19 protein-coding genes and 6 tRNA genes are annotated in these 23342 nt (G+C 38.3%); 23 read left to right on the top strand and 2 right to left on the bottom strand.

The genetic code is table 11. From position 1 onward, the window contains the following. Positions 1-207: 207 nt before the first annotated feature. The 13 genes from DW963_RS04510 (at position 208) to rsmI (ending at position 7622) form a co-directional block, all read left to right on the top strand. Positions 208-281 (top strand) — tRNA-Asp (locus DW963_RS04510). 53 nt (positions 282-334) lie between these two features. Beyond that, positions 335-407, top strand: a tRNA-Val gene (locus DW963_RS04515). Between the two features lie 8 nt (positions 408-415). Further along, positions 416-487, top strand: a tRNA-Thr gene (locus tag DW963_RS04520). A gap of 45 nt (positions 488-532) precedes the next feature. Further along, positions 533-614 (top strand) — tRNA-Tyr (locus DW963_RS04525). 49 nt (positions 615-663) lie between these two features. Beyond that, positions 664-737, top strand: a tRNA-Met gene (locus tag DW963_RS04530). A gap of 4 nt (positions 738-741) precedes the next feature. Then, positions 742-814, top strand: a tRNA-Phe gene (locus tag DW963_RS04535). A 92-nt stretch (positions 815-906) separates the two neighbouring features. Further along, positions 907-1947 (top strand): L,D-transpeptidase family protein, encoded by a 1041-nt coding sequence (locus DW963_RS04540; RefSeq protein ID WP_117914022.1) that lies wholly within the window; start codon positions 907-909, stop codon positions 1945-1947. 20 nt (positions 1948-1967) lie between these two features. Next, positions 1968-3371, top strand: a complete 1404-nt coding sequence (locus DW963_RS04545) for an aminotransferase class I/II-fold pyridoxal phosphate-dependent enzyme (RefSeq protein ID WP_117914023.1) — start codon at positions 1968-1970, stop codon at positions 3369-3371. Then, positions 3359-3955, top strand: coding sequence for a nucleoside/nucleotide kinase family protein (locus DW963_RS04550; RefSeq protein WP_117914024.1), 597 nt, complete (start codon positions 3359-3361; stop codon positions 3953-3955). Before DW963_RS04545 ends, DW963_RS04550 begins: the two co-directional genes overlap by 13 nt. A gap of 138 nt (positions 3956-4093) precedes the next feature. Then, the gene (locus DW963_RS04555) at positions 4094-5089 is read left to right on the top strand and encodes a DNA polymerase III subunit (RefSeq protein WP_117914025.1); all 996 of its coding nucleotides are present in this window, start codon (positions 4094-4096) and stop codon (positions 5087-5089) included. 14 nt (positions 5090-5103) lie between these two features. Next, positions 5104-6018, top strand: a complete 915-nt coding sequence (locus tag DW963_RS04560) for a PSP1 domain-containing protein (protein ID WP_117914026.1) — start codon at positions 5104-5106, stop codon at positions 6016-6018. Further along, the gene (locus DW963_RS04565; protein ID WP_117914027.1) at positions 6011-6730 is read left to right on the top strand and encodes a tRNA1(Val) (adenine(37)-N6)-methyltransferase; all 720 of its coding nucleotides are present in this window, start codon (positions 6011-6013) and stop codon (positions 6728-6730) included. Before DW963_RS04560 ends, DW963_RS04565 begins: the two co-directional genes overlap by 8 nt. Before the next feature lie 13 nt (positions 6731-6743). Next, positions 6744-7622: a 16S rRNA (cytidine(1402)-2'-O)-methyltransferase gene (rsmI, locus tag DW963_RS04570; RefSeq protein ID WP_117914028.1), complete on the top strand. Its 879-nt coding sequence runs from the start codon at positions 6744-6746 to the stop codon at positions 7620-7622. 4 nt (positions 7623-7626) lie between these two features. Here rsmI and DW963_RS04575 read toward each other — a convergent pair whose 3' ends face one another. Continuing rightward, complete coding sequence (locus DW963_RS04575) at positions 7627-8244, bottom strand: TetR/AcrR family transcriptional regulator (RefSeq protein ID WP_199669355.1); 618 nt, start codon at positions 8242-8244, stop codon at positions 7627-7629. Positions 8245-8645: 401 nt separating this feature from the next. Between DW963_RS04575 and DW963_RS04580 the strand changes: the two genes are divergently transcribed. Then, on the top strand, positions 8646-10736 hold the full coding sequence (locus tag DW963_RS04580; protein WP_022099172.1) for an efflux RND transporter permease subunit: 2091 nt from the start codon (positions 8646-8648) through the stop codon (positions 10734-10736). Positions 10737-10752: 16 nt separating this feature from the next. Further along, positions 10753-13074 (top strand): hypothetical protein, encoded by a 2322-nt coding sequence (locus tag DW963_RS04585; protein ID WP_117914030.1) that lies wholly within the window; start codon positions 10753-10755, stop codon positions 13072-13074. Between the two features lie 87 nt (positions 13075-13161). Here the strand turns inward: DW963_RS04585 and DW963_RS04590 are convergent, their stop codons facing one another. After that, positions 13162-13599 carry a MarR family winged helix-turn-helix transcriptional regulator gene (locus tag DW963_RS04590; RefSeq protein WP_117914031.1) on the bottom strand — a complete coding sequence of 146 codons (438 nt, stop codon included), beginning with the start codon at positions 13597-13599 and terminating at the stop codon, positions 13162-13164. Between the two features lie 159 nt (positions 13600-13758). Here DW963_RS04590 and DW963_RS04595 point away from each other — a divergent pair, with 159 nt between their 5' ends. The 8 genes from DW963_RS04595 to DW963_RS04620 all read left to right on the top strand — a co-directional run bounded on the left by DW963_RS04595 (position 13759) and on the right by DW963_RS04620 (position 23336). Next, positions 13759-14772: a sugar kinase gene (locus DW963_RS04595; RefSeq protein ID WP_022099174.1), complete on the top strand. Its 1014-nt coding sequence runs from the start codon at positions 13759-13761 to the stop codon at positions 14770-14772. Positions 14773-14832: 60 nt separating this feature from the next. After that, positions 14833-15648 (top strand): sodium:proton antiporter, encoded by an 816-nt coding sequence (locus DW963_RS13935; protein ID WP_353652770.1) that lies wholly within the window; start codon positions 14833-14835, stop codon positions 15646-15648. A gap of 35 nt (positions 15649-15683) precedes the next feature. Next, positions 15684-16223, top strand: coding sequence for a sodium:proton antiporter (locus tag DW963_RS13940; RefSeq protein WP_353652774.1), 540 nt, complete (start codon positions 15684-15686; stop codon positions 16221-16223). A 16-nt stretch (positions 16224-16239) separates the two neighbouring features. After that, on the top strand, positions 16240-17223 hold the full coding sequence (locus DW963_RS04605; RefSeq protein WP_012738313.1) for a cytidylate kinase-like family protein: 984 nt from the start codon (positions 16240-16242) through the stop codon (positions 17221-17223). A gap of 304 nt (positions 17224-17527) precedes the next feature. Continuing rightward, complete coding sequence (ileS, locus tag DW963_RS04610; RefSeq protein ID WP_117914148.1) at positions 17528-20725, top strand: isoleucine--tRNA ligase; 3198 nt, start codon at positions 17528-17530, stop codon at positions 20723-20725. A gap of 192 nt (positions 20726-20917) precedes the next feature. Next, positions 20918-21082: a hypothetical protein gene (locus DW963_RS13255; protein ID WP_158568615.1), complete on the top strand. Its 165-nt coding sequence runs from the start codon at positions 20918-20920 to the stop codon at positions 21080-21082. 308 nt (positions 21083-21390) lie between these two features. Then, complete coding sequence (locus tag DW963_RS04615) at positions 21391-21876, top strand: DUF2500 domain-containing protein (RefSeq protein ID WP_117914032.1); 486 nt, start codon at positions 21391-21393, stop codon at positions 21874-21876. Positions 21877-21965: 89 nt separating this feature from the next. Next, complete coding sequence (locus tag DW963_RS04620) at positions 21966-23336, top strand: hypothetical protein (RefSeq protein ID WP_117914033.1); 1371 nt, start codon at positions 21966-21968, stop codon at positions 23334-23336. The last annotated feature ends 6 nt before the right edge of the window (positions 23337-23342 follow it).

Consider the following 23342-nt stretch of genomic DNA (forward strand, 5'->3'; position numbering starts at 1 on the left):
GACATATGGAGCTGATCTGTACTAATAGGTCGAGGGCTTAACCAAGAGAAAAGGTTAAGACGGTTTGGATAGAACAAAGAGAGTTATTCTTAAGAGTAATCGGATGAAAAAGTATTTGCAAAGACAGATATGATATGATATATTTAATGTGCAGTTTTGAAAGAGCAATCTTTCAAAAGAGTTTATCTCTTAATTGCGAAAGCGATTGGCCTGGTGGCTCAGCTGGTTAGAGCGCCGCCCTGTCACGGCGGAGGTCGTGGGTTCGAACCCCATCCGGGTCGTTGTTATCATTTCCCAGATGATAACTTGCTGGAAACAGCTTACAATTATATATGGGGTCTTAGCTCAGCTGGGAGAGCATCTGCCTTACAAGCAGAGGGTCACAGGTTCGAGCCCTGTAGGCCCCATCAATTTTGCCGACTTGGCTCAATGGCAGAGCAGCTGATTTGTAATCAGCAGGTTGTTGGTTCGACTCCGACAGTCGGCTCTATATTAATAATGTGAGAGCATTATTAGTATTAATTTAATAGATGGGTGGATTCCCGAGTGGCCAAAGGGGACAGACTGTAAATCTGCTGGCACTGCCTTCGAAGGTTCGAATCCTTCTCCGCCCACTTTGATGTATATTTTACATCTATTTAACATAATATATATAGTGAATGCCGCGGGGTAGAGCAGCTCGGAAGCTCGTCGGGCTCATAACCCGAAGGTCACAGGTTCAAATCCTGTCCCCGCTACTAAGCCTAGATAGCTCAGTCGGTAGAGCAGAGGACTGAAAATCCTCGTGTCACTGGTTCGATTCCGGTTCTAGGCACTTAAAGCTGTTTCGTGATGAAACAGCTTTTTTTGCGTTAAAAACATTTATAAACACATATTAATTTTTTGTAATGGACAAAGGAGGATATTATGTCAAAAGGAAACATTAATTATAAATATTTAAAAAGAAGAAAGTCATGGTTCAGGAGAAATCTGACACTTGTTATATTTATTGCTGTTGCTGTGATTGCTATTGCAGGAGCAGTAACTGCTGGAATTATGTTGTCTCATTATAATAAGGAAAAACAGGATGATAATCATGGGAGTAATGATGAACAGACAGTTGTTTCAACAGAAGAGACAACAGCGGCAAGGGAAGTTGTGTGGATTGATAATAAAGAGCCTGAATCAAAAGAACAAGAATACATTGCACCAGAAGGAGTTTATCTTCCATATTTTATTAAAGTAAATAGAACTGCTAACTGTGCTACAGTGTATGGAATTGATGAGAATGGAGAATACACTATACCAGTCAAAGCATTTGCAACATCATGTGGAAAAGCAGGCGACGAAACTATTGTGGGTGAGAATTATGTAACATCAGATAAGTACGAATGGGGATATATGGTTGATGGTACTTATGGACGTTATGCATTCAGAATAAGTGGAGGTTATCTGTTCCATTCTGTGCCATATTATTCAATGAATAAGGGTGATCTGGAGGATGGACAGTACAATAAGCTTGGTGATTATGCTTCTCTTGGATGCGTTAGAATGTGCGTTAGGGATGTAAAGTGGATATATGATAACTGTCCATCGGGAACAGGTGTAACTATATATGATGATGCAGTTAATCCTGGACCACTTGGTAAGCCGGATTCTATAAAGATTCCAGAGGACAGTGCATATGCCGGCTGGGATCCTACAGACCCTGACGAGAATAATCCATGGAATGCTTATAGTGCTAAGATAGAAGGGGCAAAGGACATTCAGACAAAGATTGGTCAGAGTATAGATGTAATGACAGGGGTTACTGCAACTGATACTTGTGGTAATGATATTACTGCAAAGATTGTGACTGTTGGAAGATATACATTTGACCAGACAGGTACTTATGATATTAAGTATGAAGTTACAGATGCAATTGGAAGCCATGATGAAGTAACAGTAAAGCTTATGGTTACAGAATAAGAGATAATGGAGTTGTATTGATGGGAAATATAGATATTCTGGCAAAACTTGAAGAGTATTCAAAAGCTGGTTATGTGCCGATGCATATGCCAGGAGGAAAGCGCAATACTGAATATGCAAGTACTTCAGAACTTGATATTACCGAGATTGACGGATTTGATAATATGCATAATGCGGATGGTATTATTAAAAATGCGTCTGACAGGGCAGCAAAATTGTATGGAGCAGATAAAACACTGATGCTTGTAAATGGAAGTACAGCAGGAATATTATCGGCTATATGCGGTGCGACGAAAAGAAAAGGAAAGATTATCGTTGCAAGAAACTGTCATGTGTCAGTGTACAATGCATTGATTATGGCACAGTTAGAGCCAGTATATGTTATACCGGAGGTTGATAATGATACAGGAATATACAGAGGACTATCATTAGAACAGATTAGAAAATGTGTTGAAAATAACAGGGATGCACAGGCGGTTATTATAACTTCCCCGACTTATGAAGGTGTTGTGTCAGAGGTAAGGGAGATTGCCAGTTATCTGCATGAAAAAGGAATACCACTTATAGTTGATGAAGCGCATGGGGCACATTTTGAATTCAGTGAGGAATTTCCAGAGTCGGCAGTAAAAGCTGGGGCTGACATTGTAATTAACAGTATTCATAAAACATTACCGGCACTTACACAGACTGCACTTCTACATATTTCTGGAAATTATGTAGATTATGATAAAGTGGAAAGATTTTGGAATATATATCAGACAACCAGTCCTTCATATATTCTTATGGCGAGTATTGACAGATGTATGGGAATTATTGAAGGGCAGGGAGATTATATTTTTAAGGAATATATAAACAGACTTAAGAATTTAAGAGAAAATATTGCAAAACTTAATAATATAAGATTGATGGATAGTGATGATATTTCTAAGATTATTCTTATATGTGATGATGGAAAGTACCTATATGACAGGTTATTGGATGAATATAAGGTGCAGCTTGAGATGGCATCATTTAAATATGTTATTGCAATGACTTCAGTTGCTGATAAACAGGAGTATTATGACAGATTTCTTAGTGCATTGAAGGAGATTGATGAAAGCTGGAAAGTTGAAAGCAAAGACAGTGAAAATGATGTAGGTGAAAGCTTAGGGTATGCGATTAACAACAAGCCGGAAGTATGTATGTGTCCAGCAGATGCAATTGATTTAATGGATGAAAATGGATATGAAGATTTATCTGTTAATTCACCTGATATATGTGGTAGAATAAGTATGTCATCGGTTCTTATATACCCACCGGGAATGCCTGTTGTTAATGTAGGCGAGCGGATTACCGGTGATGTATGCAGAATTATTAAGAGTGCGATAAATGCCGGGCTGGAAGTACCCGGTCTTAAGGAAGGAAAGATAAGATGCCTGAGATAGCATTTATTATGGGAAAAAGCGCGTCCGGTAAGGATAAGATATATAAAAACCTAATTGAAGATGAAAGTCTGAAGCTTAATACTGTTATATTGTATACAACAAGACCAATGAGAGCCGGGGAGACCGATGGGGTTGAGTATTTTTTTGTAAATGATGAGACAGCTGTTAAGATGCAGGAGAGCGGCAGGATTGTTGAACTGAGAGAATATAATACTGTGTATGGTGTGTGGAAGTATTTTACAGCTGATGACGGACAGATTGACCTTAACAGTGGTAACAGGTATCTGGTTATAGGAACGCTTGAAGCGTATGATAAATTCTGTGAATTCTATGGAAAACAGCATATTATGCCGGTATATATTGAGGTTGAAGATGGATTGAGACTTACAAGGGCTATCCACAGAGAACAGAAACAGGATAATCCACACTATGAGGAAATGTGCAGAAGATTTCTTGCAGACAGTGAGGATTTTTCAGAAGAGAATATTGCTAAGGCTGGTATTACAAGAAGATTCAGCAATAATGGGGAATTTGAGAACTGTCTCAATGAAGTAAGGGAAGCTATAGTAACAGGTTTATGTTAGTAAGAGGTTTATCAATAGGTATTTCAACATAGAATCATTATGTGTTATAATATAATGTATGATTAAGTAAATTATCAAACAACTGCAATGTAGTAGTTATATGAAAGATGAATATGCAAGAAGGAAAGAGGGATAAGTATGAGTAATTTTTCAGATATATATGGATATGAGACTATTAAAGAGCATTTGCAGAGTGCAATATCTATGGGAAAGGTATCTCATGCTTATGTAATCAGCGGAGGACTGGGTGCAGGGAAAAAGCTTATTGCCAGCACATTTGCACAGACACTGCAGTGTGAGGCGGGCGGTGTTGAGCCTTGTGGGGTGTGCCATTCCTGTGTGCAGGCGGCAGGCAGGAACCAGCCGGATATTATCTGGGTTGGACATGAGAAGCCGGGAAGTATTGGTGTTGATGATATAAGAGACCAGCTTGTATCGGATATGCAGATTAAGCCTTACAGCAGTCCTTACAAGATATACATTATTGATGAAGCAGACAAGCTTACTGTTGCAGCACAGAATGCAATGCTTAAGACAATTGAAGAGCCACCGGCTTATGGAATTGTTATTCTGCTTGCTAATAATCCGGATGTTTTCTTACAGACTATTCTGTCAAGATGCGTTGTGCTTGATCTTAAGCCACTTAAGGATGATGTAGTTATTAAATATCTTAAAGACCACTATGATAATATCGGTGATTACGAGTGCAAATTTGCAGCAAGATTCGCAGCAGGACGAATCGGCAGGGCAATGACTATGGTCGAATCTACTGAGTTTGCTGAGTTAAGACGTGATGTAATGGACGTTATTAAGAATGCTAAGGATATGGATTCGGCTGATATTATGACATCGGTGAAAAGAGTTACCAATTATAAGCTGACTATTGATGATTATCTTGACCTTATGCTTATGTGGTACAGGGATGTACTTATGTTTAAGAGTACGAATGATACTAATCTGCTCATATTTAATGACCAGATGACACTGATAAAGAGTCAGGCACAGACTATGTCATATGAAGGTTTACAGGATATTATTAATTCTATTGACAGGGTTAAGGTGAGACTTCAGGCAAATGTTAATTTTGATCTTGTTATTGAATTGCTTATTATGGCGATTAAGGAAAATTCATAGAATGGAGAGTATAGATGACTAAAGTTGTTGGAGTTAGATTCAGACAGGTTGGAAAGATATATTTTTTTGCACCTGGGAAATATTCAGTTGAAACAGGACAGCATGTTATTGTTGAGACTGCCAGAGGAGTTGAATATGGACAGGTTGTTCTAGGTGAAAGAGAAGTAGAAGATACAGCGGTTATCCAGCCTCTAAAGGCAATTATAAGGGTTGCAACACCAGAAGATGATGAAAGAGAATTAAGAAACAGAGAAAAGGAAAAAGAAGCATTTAAGATATGTCTTGAGAAGATAGCAAAGCATAATCTTGACATGAAGCTTATTAAGGCTGAGTATACATTTGACAATAATAAGGTGCTGTTCTATTTTACTGCTGATGGAAGAATTGATTTCAGAGAGCTTGTTAAGGATCTTGCTGCAGTATTCAAGACCAGAATTGAATTAAGACAGATTGGAGTAAGGGATGAAACTAAGATTCTTGGTGGAATTGGTTCCTGCGGAAGACCTTTATGTTGTGCCACATTTTTACCAGAATTCAATCCGGTATCTATTAAGATGGCTAAGGAGCAGAATCTGTCACTTAATCCAACTAAGATTTCAGGTGTGTGTGGACGACTTATGTGTTGTTTAAAGAATGAGCAGGATACATATGAGGAATTAAATAGTCATCTGCCTAATGTGGGAGATTCTGTTACTACACCAGATAAACTGGTTGGTGAGGTTTCAAGTGTCAATGTTTTAAGGCAGAGAGTTAAGGTATTAATAACTCATGATAATGACGAAAAGGAACTTAAGGAATATCCGGTTGAGGAGCTTCGTTTTAAGAGAAAAAGACGATTTGATAAGGTCCGTATTGATGATGATAAGGAACTTAAGGCACTTGAGGAATTAGAAAGAAAAGAAGGAAAAGCCCATATTAGTGATGATTAATGAACGAATTGATGATTTGATGAGAGATGGACTAAAGCTTATACAGAATACAGATATTTTCTGTTTTGGAATGGACGCAGTGCTGTTGTCTACTTATGCCAGGGCAGGGAAGAAAGACAGGGTGCTGGATATGGGTACCGGTAATGGTATTATTCCGGTGCTTATGCAGTCTAAGAATCCAGGTAGCACATATAGTGCTCTTGAGATTCAGGAGGGAAGCGTACAGCTTGCCAGAAGAAATGTGGAGCTTAATCATCTTGAGGACAGAATCAGTGTTGTTAAGGGTGATATTAAGGAAGCTTCCACTATATTTGGGGAAGCTTCTTTTAATGTTGTGACGAGCAATCCGCCATATATGAATGAAAATCACGGTATTGTTAATCCGGACAGTGCCAAGGCAATTGCAAGGCATGAGCTTCTGTGTAGTCTTGATGATGTTATAAGGGAAGCAAGCCGTTGTCTTAAATCCAAAGGGAAAATGTATATGGTTCACAGACCGAACAGACTTGTTGATATATTTGACACTATGAGAAAGTATCATCTTGAGCCGAAGAGAATGAGGCTGGTGTATCCTTATGTGAATAAGGCTGCCAATATGGTGCTTATAGAAGCGGTTAAGGGAGGTAATTCCCAGCTTATTGTTGAAGAACCGCTTATTGTATACAAGACGGACGGTACTTACACTGATGCACTTCTAAAAATGTATGAATAGATAGAGGTTTATTATGGATAATGAAAAAAATGTAAAGAAAGACGGACCGGGTATGCTGTATCTGTGTGCAACACCTATTGGTAATCTTGAGGATATTACTTACAGGGTTCTGCGTGTGCTTTCAGAGGCAGACTTGATTGCAGCAGAGGATACAAGAAACAGTATTAAGCTGCTTAATCATTTTGAAATAAAGACACCTATGACAAGTTATCATGAATTTAATAAGTATGATAAGGCAAAGGTTCTTGTTGATAAAATATTAGGTGGAATGGATGTGGCTGTAATTACGGATGCTGGAACTCCGGGAATATCTGATCCAGGTGAGGAGCTTGTAAAGCAATGCAGGGCAGCAGGTATCAGGGTTACTTCACTTCCGGGACCGGCAGCATGCATAACAGCGCTTACAATGTCAGGACGCGAGACAAGAAGATTCGCATTTGAAGCATTTTTACCAGCGGATAAGAATGAGAGAAAAGAAGTTCTTGCAGAGTTAGCATGTGAAACAAGGACTATGATTATATATGAAGCACCGCACAGACTTACTAAGACACTTGCGGAACTACAAGATACGCTTGGCGGTGACAGACAGATTACTATATGTAAGGAACTTACCAAGAGATATGAGAATTCTATGGAATTCACGCTTGAATCTGCATGTGAATATTATGAAAATAATGAGCCAAGAGGTGAATATGTGCTTGTGATTGCCGGTAAAAGCCGTGAGCAGTTAAAGGTTGAAGCAAGAAAGCAGTGGGAAAACATGAGTGTGGCAGAACATGTGCAGATGTATATGTCGCAGGGCATGGACAAGAAAGAAGCCATGAAAGCTGCGGCAAAGGACAGGGGTGTGTCAAAAAGGGATATATACCAGGAGCTTGAAGGGAAAGCGTAAGCAGCTACCGGATAGTGTGCTCTTTGATGATTGCACGTACTGTCTTGAAAAGATAAGGCTTGATAGTATCTATGTCAGCAGGTTCTTTATAAAGAATTGCGCTGTAGCAAGTTGAACTTACAAGCTCAACAATAAGGAAGAGCATTATTTCAGGCTCTTCAAGTGAGATATCCTCAGCGTTAATCATTTCATAATATACATCTTTAAAGTTAATATCATCAGATGCAACCTTAGTTGTGAGAGCTTCCTTGAAGATTCCCCAGCTAAGGTTTTTTGATATAAATGTGAGAAGAGTCTGATTAGAATTCAGTTCATCTACAATATGATTAATTATAAATATTATTTTTTCTTCGAAACCTAACTGTTCGTCCTTTTCCATAGAAAATTCTTCTAAATCAGCGACGGCATTCTTAAATAATTTACTTGATTCATGTGATATAAGACGGTTTCTTATATCATACTTATCCTTAAAGTACAGATAAAATGTACCTTTAGCAATTCCAGCTTTCTGCGAAATCTCAGCAATAGAAGTCTTCGCAACCCCCTGGGTAGTAAAGAGATTAAATGCAGTATTCAGCAGAGAAGTAAGTTTCTGTTGTTTGTTAGTTTCAAGCTTTCCCATATCAATCACTCACCTTTATTAGTGTTAATTATTAGTTGGTTATAGTGTGTATTATGAGTTGGTATGGTAATTGATTTCAGGTGCTTTGGAGCCACCGGCACTTAACAAGTTGCAGGAACTGCAACGAGTTTAGTGTCCGCTGTGAGCGACAAGCAGCGCAAGCGTGCCTGAAATTGATTACCATGCCAACTCATTCATAAATACATTATACACCAATCCAATTATAAAATAAATATTAAAAAATGACTTTTGGTCAATTTTCTATTGACTATATGTTTTGAGGTGCTATAATGTCAACTGAAATTGAAAATGACTATCGGTCATATTTGTTAAAGACATGAATACTTATATGACTAAGGGTTGTTGGCATTTGCATCTTACAGAAAGGCGTGGTTATTTATATGAAAAAGTTTGGAAAAGTTGTTGTTAAGTTAAGAATTCCAATTCTGGTTCTTAGCTTCCTGCTGTTGATTCCATCAGTTCTTGGTTACTTTAATACCAGAGTTAATTACGATATCCTGTATTATCTGCCAAGTGATATCGACACTATGCAGGGACAGGACATTTTGCTTGATGATTTCGGAAAGGGCGCTTATGCAATGGTTGTCGTTGACGGAATGAATAAGTCAAATGTTTCTAAGTTGGTAAAGAAGGTTGAGGGTGTTGACCATGTTGCGTCAGTTATCTCTTATAGTGGAATAGTAGGAGATGATGTTCCTTCAGAAATTCTTCCTGATAAGTTCCGTTCTTATTTTGAAAATGAGGATTCAGGAGCTACATTGTTTGCAATATTCTTTGATGATACAACATCAAGTGACGATACAATGAAGGCTATTCAGGAAGTAAGAGATGTTACGGATAATCAGTGCTATATTGCAGGTATGTCTGCTGTAGTTACAGATACTAAGACAATGGCAGAAAAGGAGACTCCTTTTTATGTACTTGTAGCGGTTGTTCTTGTATGTATCGTACTCGCCATATTTATGGATTCATTCCTTGTACCAGTATTCTTTATGCTAAGTATAGGTATGGCAATTGTGTATAACCTTGGTTCTAATTATTTCTTAGGTGAGGTTTCATACATAACGAAAGCACTGGCTGCGGTACTTCAGCTTGGTGTAACTCTGGATTATTCTATATTCTTATGGCACAGTTACAAGGAAGCTAAGGAAGAAACTCCGGATGATCATCACGAAGCTATGGCGGTTGCTATTGGGAATACACTAACATCAGTTGTTGGTTCTTCCATAACAACTGTTGCAGGATTCATCGCACTCTGCTTTATGAGCTTTACACTTGGTCTTGACCTTGGTGTTGTTATGGCAAAGGGTGTTGTATTGGGTGTTATTGGTTGTGTTACAATACTTCCTTCCCTTATTCTTACATTTGACAAGGCTCTTGAGAAAACAATGCATAGAGAGATTATGCCGAATTTTGATAAGCCGGCAAGATGGATAGTTAATCATTCATGGATATTCCTTATAATATTCGTTCTGCTTCTTGGCCCGGCAATCTACGGATATAACAATACTAAGGTTTACTATGATTTGTCTGATACACTTCCAGAGAAGCTTAACTGTTCGCAGGCTAACAAGATGCTTGCCGAGAACTTTGACGGAACTAATTCTATATATATGATTCTTGCCGACAGTAATCTTTCAGCAGAGGATTCTAATGCAATGATGAATGAGGTAAATGATCTGGACGGAATTTCATTTGCATTAAGTATTGACTCAGCACTCGGTGGAGAAATCCCTACGGAAATGCTTCCTGATTCGCTTGTTTCAGAGCTTAAGGGTGATGAATACCAGATTATGATGGTATCAACTAATTACACAATTGCTTCTGATGAAATCAATGACCAGATTAATAAGGTTGATGCGATTGCAAAGAAGTATGATGCTAAATCTATGGTAATTGGAGAAGCCCCTTGTACTAAGGATCTTATCACTATTACTGATAAGGATTTCAAGACAGTTAGTGCAGTTTCAATTGTTGCGATATTCTTTATTATTTTCTTCGTATTAAAGTCAATATCTCTTCCGGTTATTCTGGTTGCTGCTATTGAATTTGCTATATTTGTTAATATGGGTATTCCATATTATACAGGAACAACGATACCATTTATATCTTCAGTAGTAATCGGAACTATTCAGCTTGGTGCGACAGTCGATTATGCAATTCTTATGACTACAAGATATAAGAGAGAAAGAGCCGCTGGTAACTCTAAGAAAGAGGCTATATCAATAGCACTTGGAACATCTATTCCATCTATTATTGTCAGCGCACTTGGTTTCTTCGCAGCAACATTTGGTGTAGGTATGATAGCCAGTGTTGATATGATTGCTTCACTTTGTACACTTATGGCACGAGGCGCAATAATCAGTATGTTTGTTGTTATATTTGTTCTTCCATCACTTTTTGTATTACTTGATAAGGTGATTATTCATACAAGTTTAGGTTTTAAGCCTAAGAAGAACAGTCAGAATTAAATTAGGAGGATTTATTATGGTAAAGAAGAATTTATTCAGATATAGTTCAGTTTTAATGTGTGTTGTTCTTACTGCGGCAAGTCTTGTTGGCTGCGGTTCTAAGACAGCTGCAACAACAGGAACAGATACAGCTTATGTAACAGAGATGGCAGCAGGCAGCACTGAGGCTACGATTACACAGGCAATAACTAACGAGCTTGCAGTGTCTAACAAGAGCACACTTGCAACTAACACAAGACAGGAAACAGTTTATGTATTCAATGATGCTTCAGGTAACAAGAATCACATCACTGTCAACGAAAAGATTACAGACGCTAACGGCAATGAGACTCTTAATAAGACTGAGTCAAGTGAAAATGCGCCAGTGACAATGAAGGTTACTTACAAGCTTGATGGAAAGGAAATTAAGCCGGAAGACCTGGCTGGAAAGAGCGGAAAGGTTACAATACATTTTGATTACACTAATAATCAGAAGAAAACTGTAACAATTAATGGTAAGAAGCAGACAGTTGCCGTACCATTTACAATGATTACAGGCATGATGCTTCCAACAGATGTATTCTCAAATGTTGAGGTTACTAATGGTAAGCTTACTAAGGTTGGTGATAATATTGTGGCAGTCGGTATGACAATGCCAGGACTTAAGGATACTATGAATCTTAAGTTTAATGACAAGTCACTTGACCTTGATATTCCTGAGTATTTTGAATTAACAGCAGATGTTAAGAATTTCTCACTTGATATGACTATGTCAGTTGCAACATCTAATCTTCTTTCGGATATGAATGCTGATGACATTACTTTAGATGATCTAAAGAAAACTGTTGCTTCATTAGATGATGCAGCAACACAGCTTGCAGACGGAACGGTTACATTACAGGATGGAACACAGCAGTTAAGTGATGCAATTCCGGCACTTACTGATGGTGTTGACCAGTTAAATACAGGTGCTTCTTCTCTTAAGGATGGTATATATGCATATACAGATGGCGCTGCAAGTGCATATGAGGGTTCAGTTTCACTTAATAACAACATGAAGACATATGCTGACGGAATGGGAACTCTTTACAATACTCTTAAGGATAACAATCTTGACAGCAGTGTTGCTTCGGCAGCAGATGGTGCCAGCCAGTTATCAGCAGGAGCTGAAACACTTGATGCAGGAATTGACAGTGCTTTAGCTGGTGCTGGAGCGCTTGTTACTGGGGCAGATACATTATCAGGTGGTCTTACAAAGCTTGAGGCTGGTTCTGACAAGTTATCAGCAGGAACTACACAGTTAAAGAGCAGTCTTGAAGCAGGAAAGACACAGGCAGCTGAAAGTTACAGTACAGCTTATGGAAGTTTCTATAATGTAGCATTTGCAGTAACATGCATGAGTCAGGGAATTAATCCTAATTCAGCAACACCACAGCAGAAGGCAGTAATCGCAGCAGCTATGGCACAGTCTGGTATATCACAGACACCTGATGTAACAAGTAAGACGCAGTACGCTTTAGCAACAGGTTATATATTAAAGAACTATGCATCTGTTAAGCAGGTTGTTGCCGCTACTGTAAGTGCAGCAGCTGGCGGACAGCTTGATGAAGCGACAGTAAGTTCTAAGGCAGATGAGCAGATTGTTACAATGACAAGCGGACTTTCACAGGCTTATCAGGCATATAACAATTGCAATACAACATTATCATCTCTTGAGGATGCCGGATATTTTGATGGTATGGCTTCACTTAATGAGGGAATTAAGTCTGCTAATTCTGGTGCAACACAGCTTAAAGCAGGAATTGACCAGTTAAGCACAGGTGCAGGACAGTTAAGCGCTGGTTCTAAGCAGCTTAAGGCAGGACTTGGTACATTAAGTACAGGTCTTAACACACTCAGCACATCAGTTGGTTCATTTTCAACATACAAGGAAGGAACTCTCTGCTCAAGTTTATATGCATTAAATCTTAATGCAGGAAAGCTCCAGCAGGAAGGAACAGCAGTCCTTCAGAGCGGACTTTCACAGCTTACAGCTAATAACGCTACATTAAAGAGTGGTGCTTCACAGCTTGCAGATGGAACAGCTACATTAAAGGATAGTTCAGGAACACTTGCAGATGGAGTTACACAGTTAAACGAAGGTGCAATTACATTAAAAGATGGAATGGCACAGTTTAACAGCGAGGCAATTGAGCCTATCACAAAGCTTGTAGATTCAGACGCACAGACAGCTGTTGATACAATCAAGGCAGTAGTTAAGGCTGGTCAGGAATACAATTCATTCTTAGGCAAGTCAGATGACAAAGCCGGAAGTGTAACATTTGTTTACAAGACAGCAGGCATTACAGCTAATAACTAAGCTTTTTTCTTTCAAACACTTTCATATAAAGATGGAACAGCCACCCGCGGGGAAACCCAAGGGTGGCTGTTTCAATATACTAAATCATTATGGAAGCTGATGGAAGAAATCTTCAAGCCGTATAAATGTCTTGGTAAGTACCTCAGCTTCTTCCTTAGTTAAATCCTTCGTGATATTCTCAATCATGTCTTTATGAAAATTCTCATGATGTCTGTATGCGGCAATTCCTTTGTCTGTAAGAGAAGCATAGACAATACGGCGGTCTTTCTCACCGCGCTTTCTTATCACATAGCCTTTCTTGACAAGTCCATTGATTCCAACTGTAAGAGTTCCCATTGTTACTCCAAGTGACTTGGAAATTGTGGACATAGTACGAGGTTCTTCAATTCCGATTGCCTCTATAATATGCATGTCTGTAACAGAAATATCCTTAAATTCTTCTGTGATAAGAGCCCTTTCTTCAATGTTCAAGATATCATTGAACAAGTCTACAAGCACAGAATTCAGAGACTCAAATATATCCATAAACACGTACCTTAACCTTACTTATTAATAAAATAATTATATCTTATTAAAAAGTAATATGCAAGTTTGCAATTTGTACAAATGTGGTGTAATATGTCATTGGAATATGCAAAACTGGGTATTTGATACCCTTAATCTATTATGACGTTGGAGGAAGACATGAAATTTATAGCAATTGGTGAATTGATGTTGAGATTATCACCACCTAACTATGAAAAACTTGTAACTACACATGATTTCAGAGTTAATTATGGCGGAGCAGAGGCAAATGTAGCGGTTTCCCTTGCAAACCTTGGTGTTGATTCAACATTTTTTACAGTATTACCTAACTCAGACCTTGGAAAGTCAACTATTAATTATCTTAAGTCTAATGATGTGCATACCAAGCACATTATAAGATCAGAAGGAAGAATGGGACTTTATTATCTGGAAGAAGGTGTTTCTGTCAGACCTTCACAGGTAATATATGATAGAGCTGATTCTGCATTTGCAGAATACGACTATAAGGATGTTGATTTCGAGGAGATTCTTAAGGATTATGACTGGCTCCATATTAGCGGTATCACTCCTGCACTTTCTTATAACTGCCGTAAGATGATGGATATGGCGGTTAAGGCAGCTAAGAAGATGGGACTTACTGTCAGCTTCGACCCTAACTGGAGAAGTACGCTCTGGTCATTCGAGACAGCAAGAGATGTTCTTAGTAAGTACCTTCCTTATGTTGATGTGCTTATTGGAATCGAACCTATCCATGTATACAGAGAAGATGGAACTGATGTTAAAGACGGTCTTACAATGGACCCATCATTTAAGGACATGGACAGAGTATTTAAGGCAATAGATGAGCAGTACCACATGAAAGCTATTGCCAGAACTGTAAGATATGTACACTCAGGAAGCAACAACTCTTTAAAGGCTTTCTATTATACTAACGGAGAGACTTATGAGAGCAAGACAATTAATTTTGAGATAGTAGACCGAGTTGGTGGCGGCGATGCATTTTCATCAGGACTTATCTATGCCCTTATGGACAATATGACTCCTGAAGATACTGTTAACTTCGCTGTTGCTTCTTCAGTAATGAAGCATGCTATCAGAGGTGATACTAATATCACATGTGTTGACCACATTAAGAGACTTATGAAGAATTCGTCTTTCGATGTGCAGAGATAATTTAATATTAAGATTACCTGTTCCGTGTGTGGAACAGGTTTTTTTACGGAGGCTTAAGTTATGAGTATTAATATTTGTCCAATGGTTGCACTGGCAGCTGAGCTGACGAATGTGCCTTTATGGCTTTGTATACCATTTGCATGTCTGCTTTTGTGTATAGCCATAATTCCACTTGTAAAAGGAGAATGGTGGGAAAAGTACAGACCATTTGCTGTAATATTCTGGTCACTGCTTTTTATAATTCCGTTCGCAGTTAAGTATGGTGCTGGAACAGCAGCAGAGACTGTACTTGAATGTCTGGTAAATGATTATCTTACATTCATTGTACTGCTTTTCGGTCTTTTCTGCGTAGCAGGTAACATAACAGTTGAGGGAAGTCTTGTTGGTTCACCAAGAGTAAATGTTATTCTTCTTGGAATAGGAACCCTTCTTTCAAGCTGGATTGGAACGACAGGTGCGTCAATGCTTCTTGTAAGACCTGTTATTAAGATGAATTCTTGGAGAAGAAATAAGGCTCACATTATGGTGTTCTTCATTTTCCTTATATCTAATATGGGAGGAAGTCTTACACCTATCGGTGACCCACCACTTCTTATGGGATTTTCAAGAGGTGTTCCTTTCTTCTGGAGTATAAGATTCTTTCCGATACTGCTCCTTAACATGATTATTCTTCTTACAGTGCTTTATTTTCTTGATAAGAGAGCATACAGGAAGGATATAGCAGCAGGTTATATGCCGGAGATTAAGGAAAATGAACCACTTATAAGATTTGAGGGATTACATAATATTATATTCATCGTAATTATTGTTGCAGCAGTTATATTAAGCGGAGTACTTCCGGATGTACCATTTTCCAGAATGCTGCCGGCGAGGTAATCTCAATTCCTATATTTGGAGAGGTCAAGCTTGCGATTACTTCACTTATTGAAGTAGTTATGATTCTTTTAGCTGCATTTTTATCATTCAAGACAACTAATGCAGAGATAAGAAAGAAGAACCATTTCACATGGGGCGCCATTCAGGAAGTTGCTGTACTTTTCATAGGTATATTTATTACTATGCAGCCAGCTCTTATGATTTTAAAGAGCGCAGGCGCAGAGCTTGGACTTACACATCCATCACAGATGTTCTGGGTAACGGGTGCACTTTCAAGTTTCCTTGATAATACACCAACTTACCTTGTATTTCTTACAACGGCTGGTTCTATGGGATTCGCGTCAGGACTTACAACTGCACTTGGAGTTGTTCCTGCAAAAATGCTTACGGCAATATCATGTGGCGCGGTATTTATGGGAGCAATGACTTATATCGGTAATGCACCTAATTTCATGGTTAAGTCAATATCAGATGAAAATGGTGTTAAGATGCCAAGCTTCTTTGGGTATATTGTGTGGTCATTGTGTTGCCTTGTACCAGTATTCCTTATTGACACACTATTATTCTTTATATAATTAGGAGGTGCGCATTATGGCAGATAATGATAAAATAACTGAACTTGCGAACAGAATATACGCACTGGACGAGAAAGTATATAAAGCTACAGGTTCTAATCTGGGACGTGTATATCAGGGAAACAAGGAAAAATGTATTAATGATTTAAGAGATTTGCTTAAATCCAGTGCGGATTCTTCAGTTCTTAGAAGTGAGCTTGCACTTATAAGTAATATGGCAAGAACCACTAAAAAGAATCCTCAGCTTCATAAAGAAATAATGCATGAATATGGTGAGATTTTTGATGAAGCAATGGCTATGCAGGAAGCGAGAGAGGGAAATGATATTATTGACCCGGAGCATGCAGAGCTTAATATGTCCAATCTTGCAAACAGATTTGGAAAGGACGACAATCTTATTATATGCATAGGCCGTTCATATGGCTGTGCCGGAACAGATATAGGTTTCAAGCTTGCTGATAAGTTAAGAATCAGCTATTATGATGTATCTATCATGAACGAGATATTACAGCGTAATGAAGAACATGAAGAAACTGACAGAGCTTTATTCCAGAATAAAACAGCAAGGACACCGGCTCAGTGGTGGAGAGATTTTAGGAAGTACCATGGTCTTTCAAGGTCGGATGTACAGTTCTTTAATACATCTAAGAAGCTGGTCGATTTAGCAAAGCAGGAACCATATGTTATCATGGGAAGATATGCAGATAATATTCTTACTAAGAACCACATTCCTCATATAAGCATATTTATCACAGCTCCTAAGAAGCTGCGTATACAGAGAACTTACCATACAAGCAAAGAGAAGCTTACTTATAAGCAGGCTGCGAAGTATGTTTCAAAAGAGGATAAAGCACATCTTAAAAGATACGCATTCTATACAGGCAAGAAGTGGGGCGAAGCAGATAATTACGACCTCACAATTAACAGTTCAACTTATGGAATTGACGGAAGCGTAGATCTGATTATGAGAATTGTGGCTAAGAATCAGCTTGACAACTAAACATTTATTATATAAAATCTAATCAAATGCATTGACGAAGACAGTAGGTTGGAGTGAAAAGCATGAGCGAGCCGGGACGGTGAGAGCCGGTGCGAGTACTATCCATCTGAACATCACTTCTGAGCATCTTCGCTGAAATCATCACGAGACTAAGCGGGGACGGTAATCCCATCGTCAGGTTAAAGCCAGGGACGCATATGATAGTATGTCGTAATCATTCAGATTTTAGGATAAGCAAGTTTACCCCTCTGTTGTATTACGACAGAGGGGTTTAATAGTATAAACCAGAAAGGAAGCTGCAATGATTTATCAGAAAGTTTCTGCGGACATGAAGTTCGTAGACAGAGAAAAAGAAGTTGAAAAGTTCTGGAAAGACAATGATATCTTCCAGAAGAGTATTGATAACAGAAAGGAAGGTCCAACTTACACATTCTATGACGGACCTCCAACTGCTAATGGTAAGCCACATATTGGACATGTACTTACAAGAGTTATTAAGGATATGATTCCAAGATACAGAACAATGAAGGGTTATATGGTTCCTCGTAAGGCTGGATGGGATACACATGGACTTCCTGTTGAGCTTGAGGTTGAGAAGATGTTAGGTCTTGATGGCAAGGAACAGATTGAAGAATATGGTATCGAGCCATTTATCAAGCATTGTAAGGAATCTGTATGGAAATACAAGGGTATGTGGGAGGATTTCTCATCTACTGTTGGTTTCTGGGCTGATATGGATAATCCTTATGTAACATATGACAATAACTTTATTGAGTCTGAATGGTGGGCTTTAAAGCAGATATGGGATAAGGGACTTCTCTATAAGGGATTCAAGATTGTTCCTTACTGTCCTCGTTGTGGTACACCTCTTTCTTCACATGAGGTTGCCCAGGGCTACAAGACTCTTAAAGAGCGTACAGCAGTTGTAAGATTCAAGATTGTTGGAGAAGATGCATATTTCCTTGCATGGACAACAACTCCTTGGACACTCTGCTCTAATATTGCTCTTTGTGTTAATCCAGATGAGACTTATGCGAGAGTTAAGGCAGCAGATGGATTCACATACATCATGGCAAAGGCACTTCTTGACAAGGTTCTTGGTGGAATCGAGAGAGAAGAAGGCACACCTGCTTATGAGATTATTGAAGAATACAAGGGTAAAGACCTTGAATATAAGGAATATGAGCCACTTTACCAGTGCGCTAAGGATGCCGCTGACAAGCAGCACAAGAAAGCATTTTTCGTATACTGCGATAATTATGTAACTATGGAAGATGGTACTGGTATCGTTCATATTGCACCTGCATTTGGTGAAGACGATGCAAGAGTTGGTAGAAAATATGACGCTCCATTTGTTCAGATGGTAGACGAGGCTGGTGTTATGAAGCCTGAGACTCCATTTGCAGGAATGCGTGCTAAGCCAACTAAGAAAGAGATGGAAGCAGGCGCTATCAACTGTGATGTTGAGGTTCTTAAGGAACTTGAGGGCAGAGGAATCCTCTTCTCAGCACCTAAGGTAGAGCATGAATATCCTCATTGCTGGAGATGTGATACACCACTTATCTACTATGCAAGAGAGTCATGGTTTATCAAGATGACAGACCCAGAAGTTAAGGCTAACTTAATTGCTAATAATAAGACAATCAACTGGATTCCAGAGACAATCGGTACAGGACGTTTCGGAGCATGGCTTGAAAATGTTCAGGACTGGGGAATTTCACGAAACAGATACTGGGGTACACCTCTTAATATCTGGCAGTGTGAGGACTGCGGTGAGATGATGTCTATCGGAAGTATCGAAGAACTTAAAGAAAAGTCAGACAATTGTCCAGATAATATTGAGCTTCACAGACCATATGTTGATGCAGTTACATGTAAGTGCCCTAAGTGTCAGGGAACAATGAAGAGAGTTCCAGAAGTTATTGACTGCTGGTTTGATTCAGGTTCAATGCCATTTGCACAGCACCACTATCCATTTGAGAATAAAGAATTATTCGAGCAGCAGTTCCCAGCTAAGTTCATATCTGAAGCTGTTGACCAGACAAGAGGATGGTTCTACTCATTACTGGCTATCTCAACACTGCTCTTTAACAAAGCTCCATATGAGAATGTTATCGTTCTCGGACATGTTCAGGATGCAGATGGACAGAAGATGAGTAAGTCAAAGGGTAACGCTGTTGACCCATTTGATGCATTACAGAAGCACGGTGCGGATGCTATCCGTTGGTACTTCTACGAGAATTCAGCTCCTTGGGTTCCTAACAGATTCAAGGATGAGTGGGTTTCAGAAGGTCAGAGAAAGTTCATGGGAACATTCTGGAACACATATGCATTCTTTGTACTGTATGCTAATATTGATAATTTTGATGCTACTAAGTATCAGCTTGAATATGACAAGCTTTCAGTTATGGACAAATGGTTATTATCAAAGCTTAATTCTTTGGTTAAATTCGTTGATACTAACCTTGAGAACTACAAGATTACAGAGACTGCAAGAGCGCTTGAGGACTTCACAGATGAGCTTTCTAACTGGTATGTAAGAAGAAGCCGTGAGAGATTCTGGGCTAAGGGAATGGAGCAGGATAAGATAAATGCTTACATGACTCTTTACACAACACTTGTAACTCTTGCAAAGATTTCTGCACCAATGGTACCTTTCATGACAGAAAGCATTTATAGAAATCTTGTATGCAGCATTGATAAAAATGCACCTATTTCAATACATTTATGCGACTTCCCTAAGGTTAATGAGCAGTTCATTGACAAGAAGCTTGAGGAGACTATGGATGATGTATTAGACGCAGTTGTTATCGGACGTGCATGCCGTAATTCAACTAATATCAAGAACCGTCAGCCAATTGGCAAGATGTTTATTAAAGCAGACTGGAAGCTTGATGAGTTCTATACAGCTATCATCGCTGATGAGCTTAATGTTAAGGAAGTTGAATACACAGATGATGTCAGAGCATTTACATCATACTCATTCAAGCCACAGATGAAGACTCTCGGACCTAAGTACGGAAAGCTTCTTAATGCAATCAGAACAGCTCTTACAGAGGTTGACGGTAACGCAACTATGGACAAGCTCAATGAGTCAGGAAGCTTCGAGTTAAATGTTGAAGGTCAGGCTATTGAGCTTTCTAAGGACGATGTTCTTATCGAGATGACTCAGAAGGAAGGATTTGTTGCAAGCAGCGACAAGGGAATCACTGTCGTACTTGATACTAACTTAACTCCAGAGCTTATCGAGGAAGGTTTCGTAAGAGAGGTTATCTCTAAGGTTCAGACTATGCGTAAGGACGCTGGTTTCGAGGTTATGGATAAGATTAATCTCTATGTATCAGGCAACGACAAGATAGCTGATATTGTTAATAAGAATGCCGCTCAGGTTAAGACAGTAGTTCTTGCACAGGATATTATCACAGACAAGACTGCCGGATTTGAGAAGGAATGGGATATCAATGGCGAGAAGGTTACACTTGCTGTTGAGAAGCTTGCTTAAGCAGGATAACTAAATAAATGTTAAATAAAGCTGTGTGCTGGTCTTTCGGGGCTGGGGCACAGCTTTTTTGTGTACTGGGATAGACTTTCTTATTTGTATATGTTATATTCTAATCAGATAACAGCGTAAAAATTATACGAGGGGGATACATCTTTATATTGTTATGACATTAAAGACGAATCGTCGTGGCTTATGAATTCTGGTATTGGCGTTAATACAGCTGTTACTGACGGAAAATGGTTTTATATTAATACGCCTTTACAGAATGGCATTACATCCTGCTGGGAAATTGTATATGACAATGACGGAAAACCATATACATTAAAGCTTATTGATAAGGACATTTTTGCTGATTAACAGTAATGATTATTGCTAATATGTGTTGTCAAGTGCAGAATGTGCCATATATTACCAAATGTGCCATTTTGTATATATTAATCTTAAGATATGGAGATAATTGACATATATTAATATCTATGCTACTATTTAATTAGAAAAGAGTTGGATATGCAGATGATGCTGCATATGGTTCATCGGGACATTTGCAATATTATATTTGGGCACATGAGAGAAGTAATAATTCACCTTGATATTATTGTATAGAAAAGGATAGGCTTTTAATTACACAGATATATTGATATATTTGATGAAAGGGGTGCTTTTTTATGACAACATTCACTCAGATTGGCGCAGTGGGAACAACTGATAATTTTGAGGTCGCACCACACTGGTTAGGCGTGTTAATACTAACTGTATTTGCAGTAGTTGTGATTGCTATATTTATATTTATGGCAAAAGATTTTATCATGCAGGTGTTGTCTAAAAGAATCACAACGACAGCAACTCTTGCATCTAAATTTCAGGAGGAATATGTTAATAAGCGGATGTATGCTGGAGCTGGAGCTATCCAGGAAGGACTTGCAGAGAAAGGAATTGCTTATTATTTTACCATGAATCTTGATACTGGAAAAATAGTTACTTTTCCAGTATCTAAGGATATGTATGATGTCTATGCGGAAGGAACGAAGGGAATACTTACATATAAGTATAAAACATTGATGTCCTTTGAGGCAGAAACAGAAGGAACCAAGGTCAGAAAAGATATAAGCGATTTAGAGGGATATTTTGTATCGATGCAAGATAAGTTATAAAATTGCGAACTATAAACATGTGCTGCTTGAGAATCCTAAATGAGTTTTCTTAAGCAGCATTATTTATTAAGATAAAGGGGGAGATTCTATTGAAGAAGGCAGTATTAGCAATATTGATTGCAGGAATGGCTGTATTAACAGCATGTGGTAATAATAATACAGTTAAGAAAGATGATAACACTTATAAATATTCTGATTATGAATATAAAGATGAGGCTCAATTTTATATGAAGAAAAATGCTGCGGCTGCGGAAAAAGGATATTATTATCTTTCAAATTCTCCAGTTAGCGGTGAGAATTATAAATTTATGTATTACTATGATATGATTAATAACAATAGCGTAGCGTTATGTTCAAAAGTAGATTGTGCGCATGATGATGTAGAGTGCGAGGCATATTTGTCAGATTATGAACGCTTAGGAAGCGCTGTATGGTATTATGATGGAAGAATATACATGATAGAAAAGACAAAGGAGAAGGATATCCTTGTGTCTTATGATAAAACATTAAGAGATAAGAAAACGGAAAAGACATTATCAATAGATGGAATGTCCATATCATCAGCATGGGGTGAAATTAAATATGCGGATGTTGTCAATGGATATATGTATTATCTTCTATATAGTGACTCAGGGATGCTTATGTGTAAGGCGAATCTTGATAATTCATCTGAACCAGAAATAGTAAAGAAATATAATGCACCGTTTAGTGGTGGAACTGATTTCATAGTTACTGACTTGGCATCACTTAATGCAATAGATAATAAAATTTACATTAATCGCAGAATGAGCATATCATTAGAGGCAGAAGAATATATTGTGGAATGTCTTGATACAGATACGGGAAATATTGATTGCTTTATTGATATAACTAGTGATGACGAATTATCTGAGAAAGCAGAATCTAAATATTGGGTTACATCAGAATTATTTTATGATAAAGATGACAACATGTATTTTGCAGGAGTAGATTCAAGTGCATGGTGTCTTTATAGAATGAATCTTAAAACACAGGAAATAAGTGAAGTATTTAAACTGGATAATAAATCAAACAGAAATTATACAAAACTTGCAGGATATGATGGACAGTATTTTTATGTATTTGATAAACCAGACCTTTCTAAAGGGAAAAAGAATATTACAACTGATGATAAAAATATTGTTTATATAGTGGATACAAATGGCGAGATAAAAGATACTTTAGAATTTAATAAGGATAGTACTAAGATGACTGCTGATGTAGATATATTGGGAGGAGACAGAAGATATTTGTTAGTGACAACAACAGACACAGATATTCAACAGTTCAAAGCATCATCTGGCTTAATGGACAAATATGAGAAGATGGTAAAAGAACTTGGAAATAAACCTAAAATAATTAAAGTATGTTTAAGTGCAGTGTTGGACAAAGCTGACATTGGAACAGGAAACAAGGAGTGGATACAGATTACTCCGGAATAGGAGCAA

The sequence above is a fragment of the Eubacterium sp. AM46-8 genome (genome assembly GCF_003466705.1).
In the GTDB taxonomy this organism is placed as follows: Bacteria; Bacillota; Clostridia; order Lachnospirales; family Lachnospiraceae; genus Lachnospira.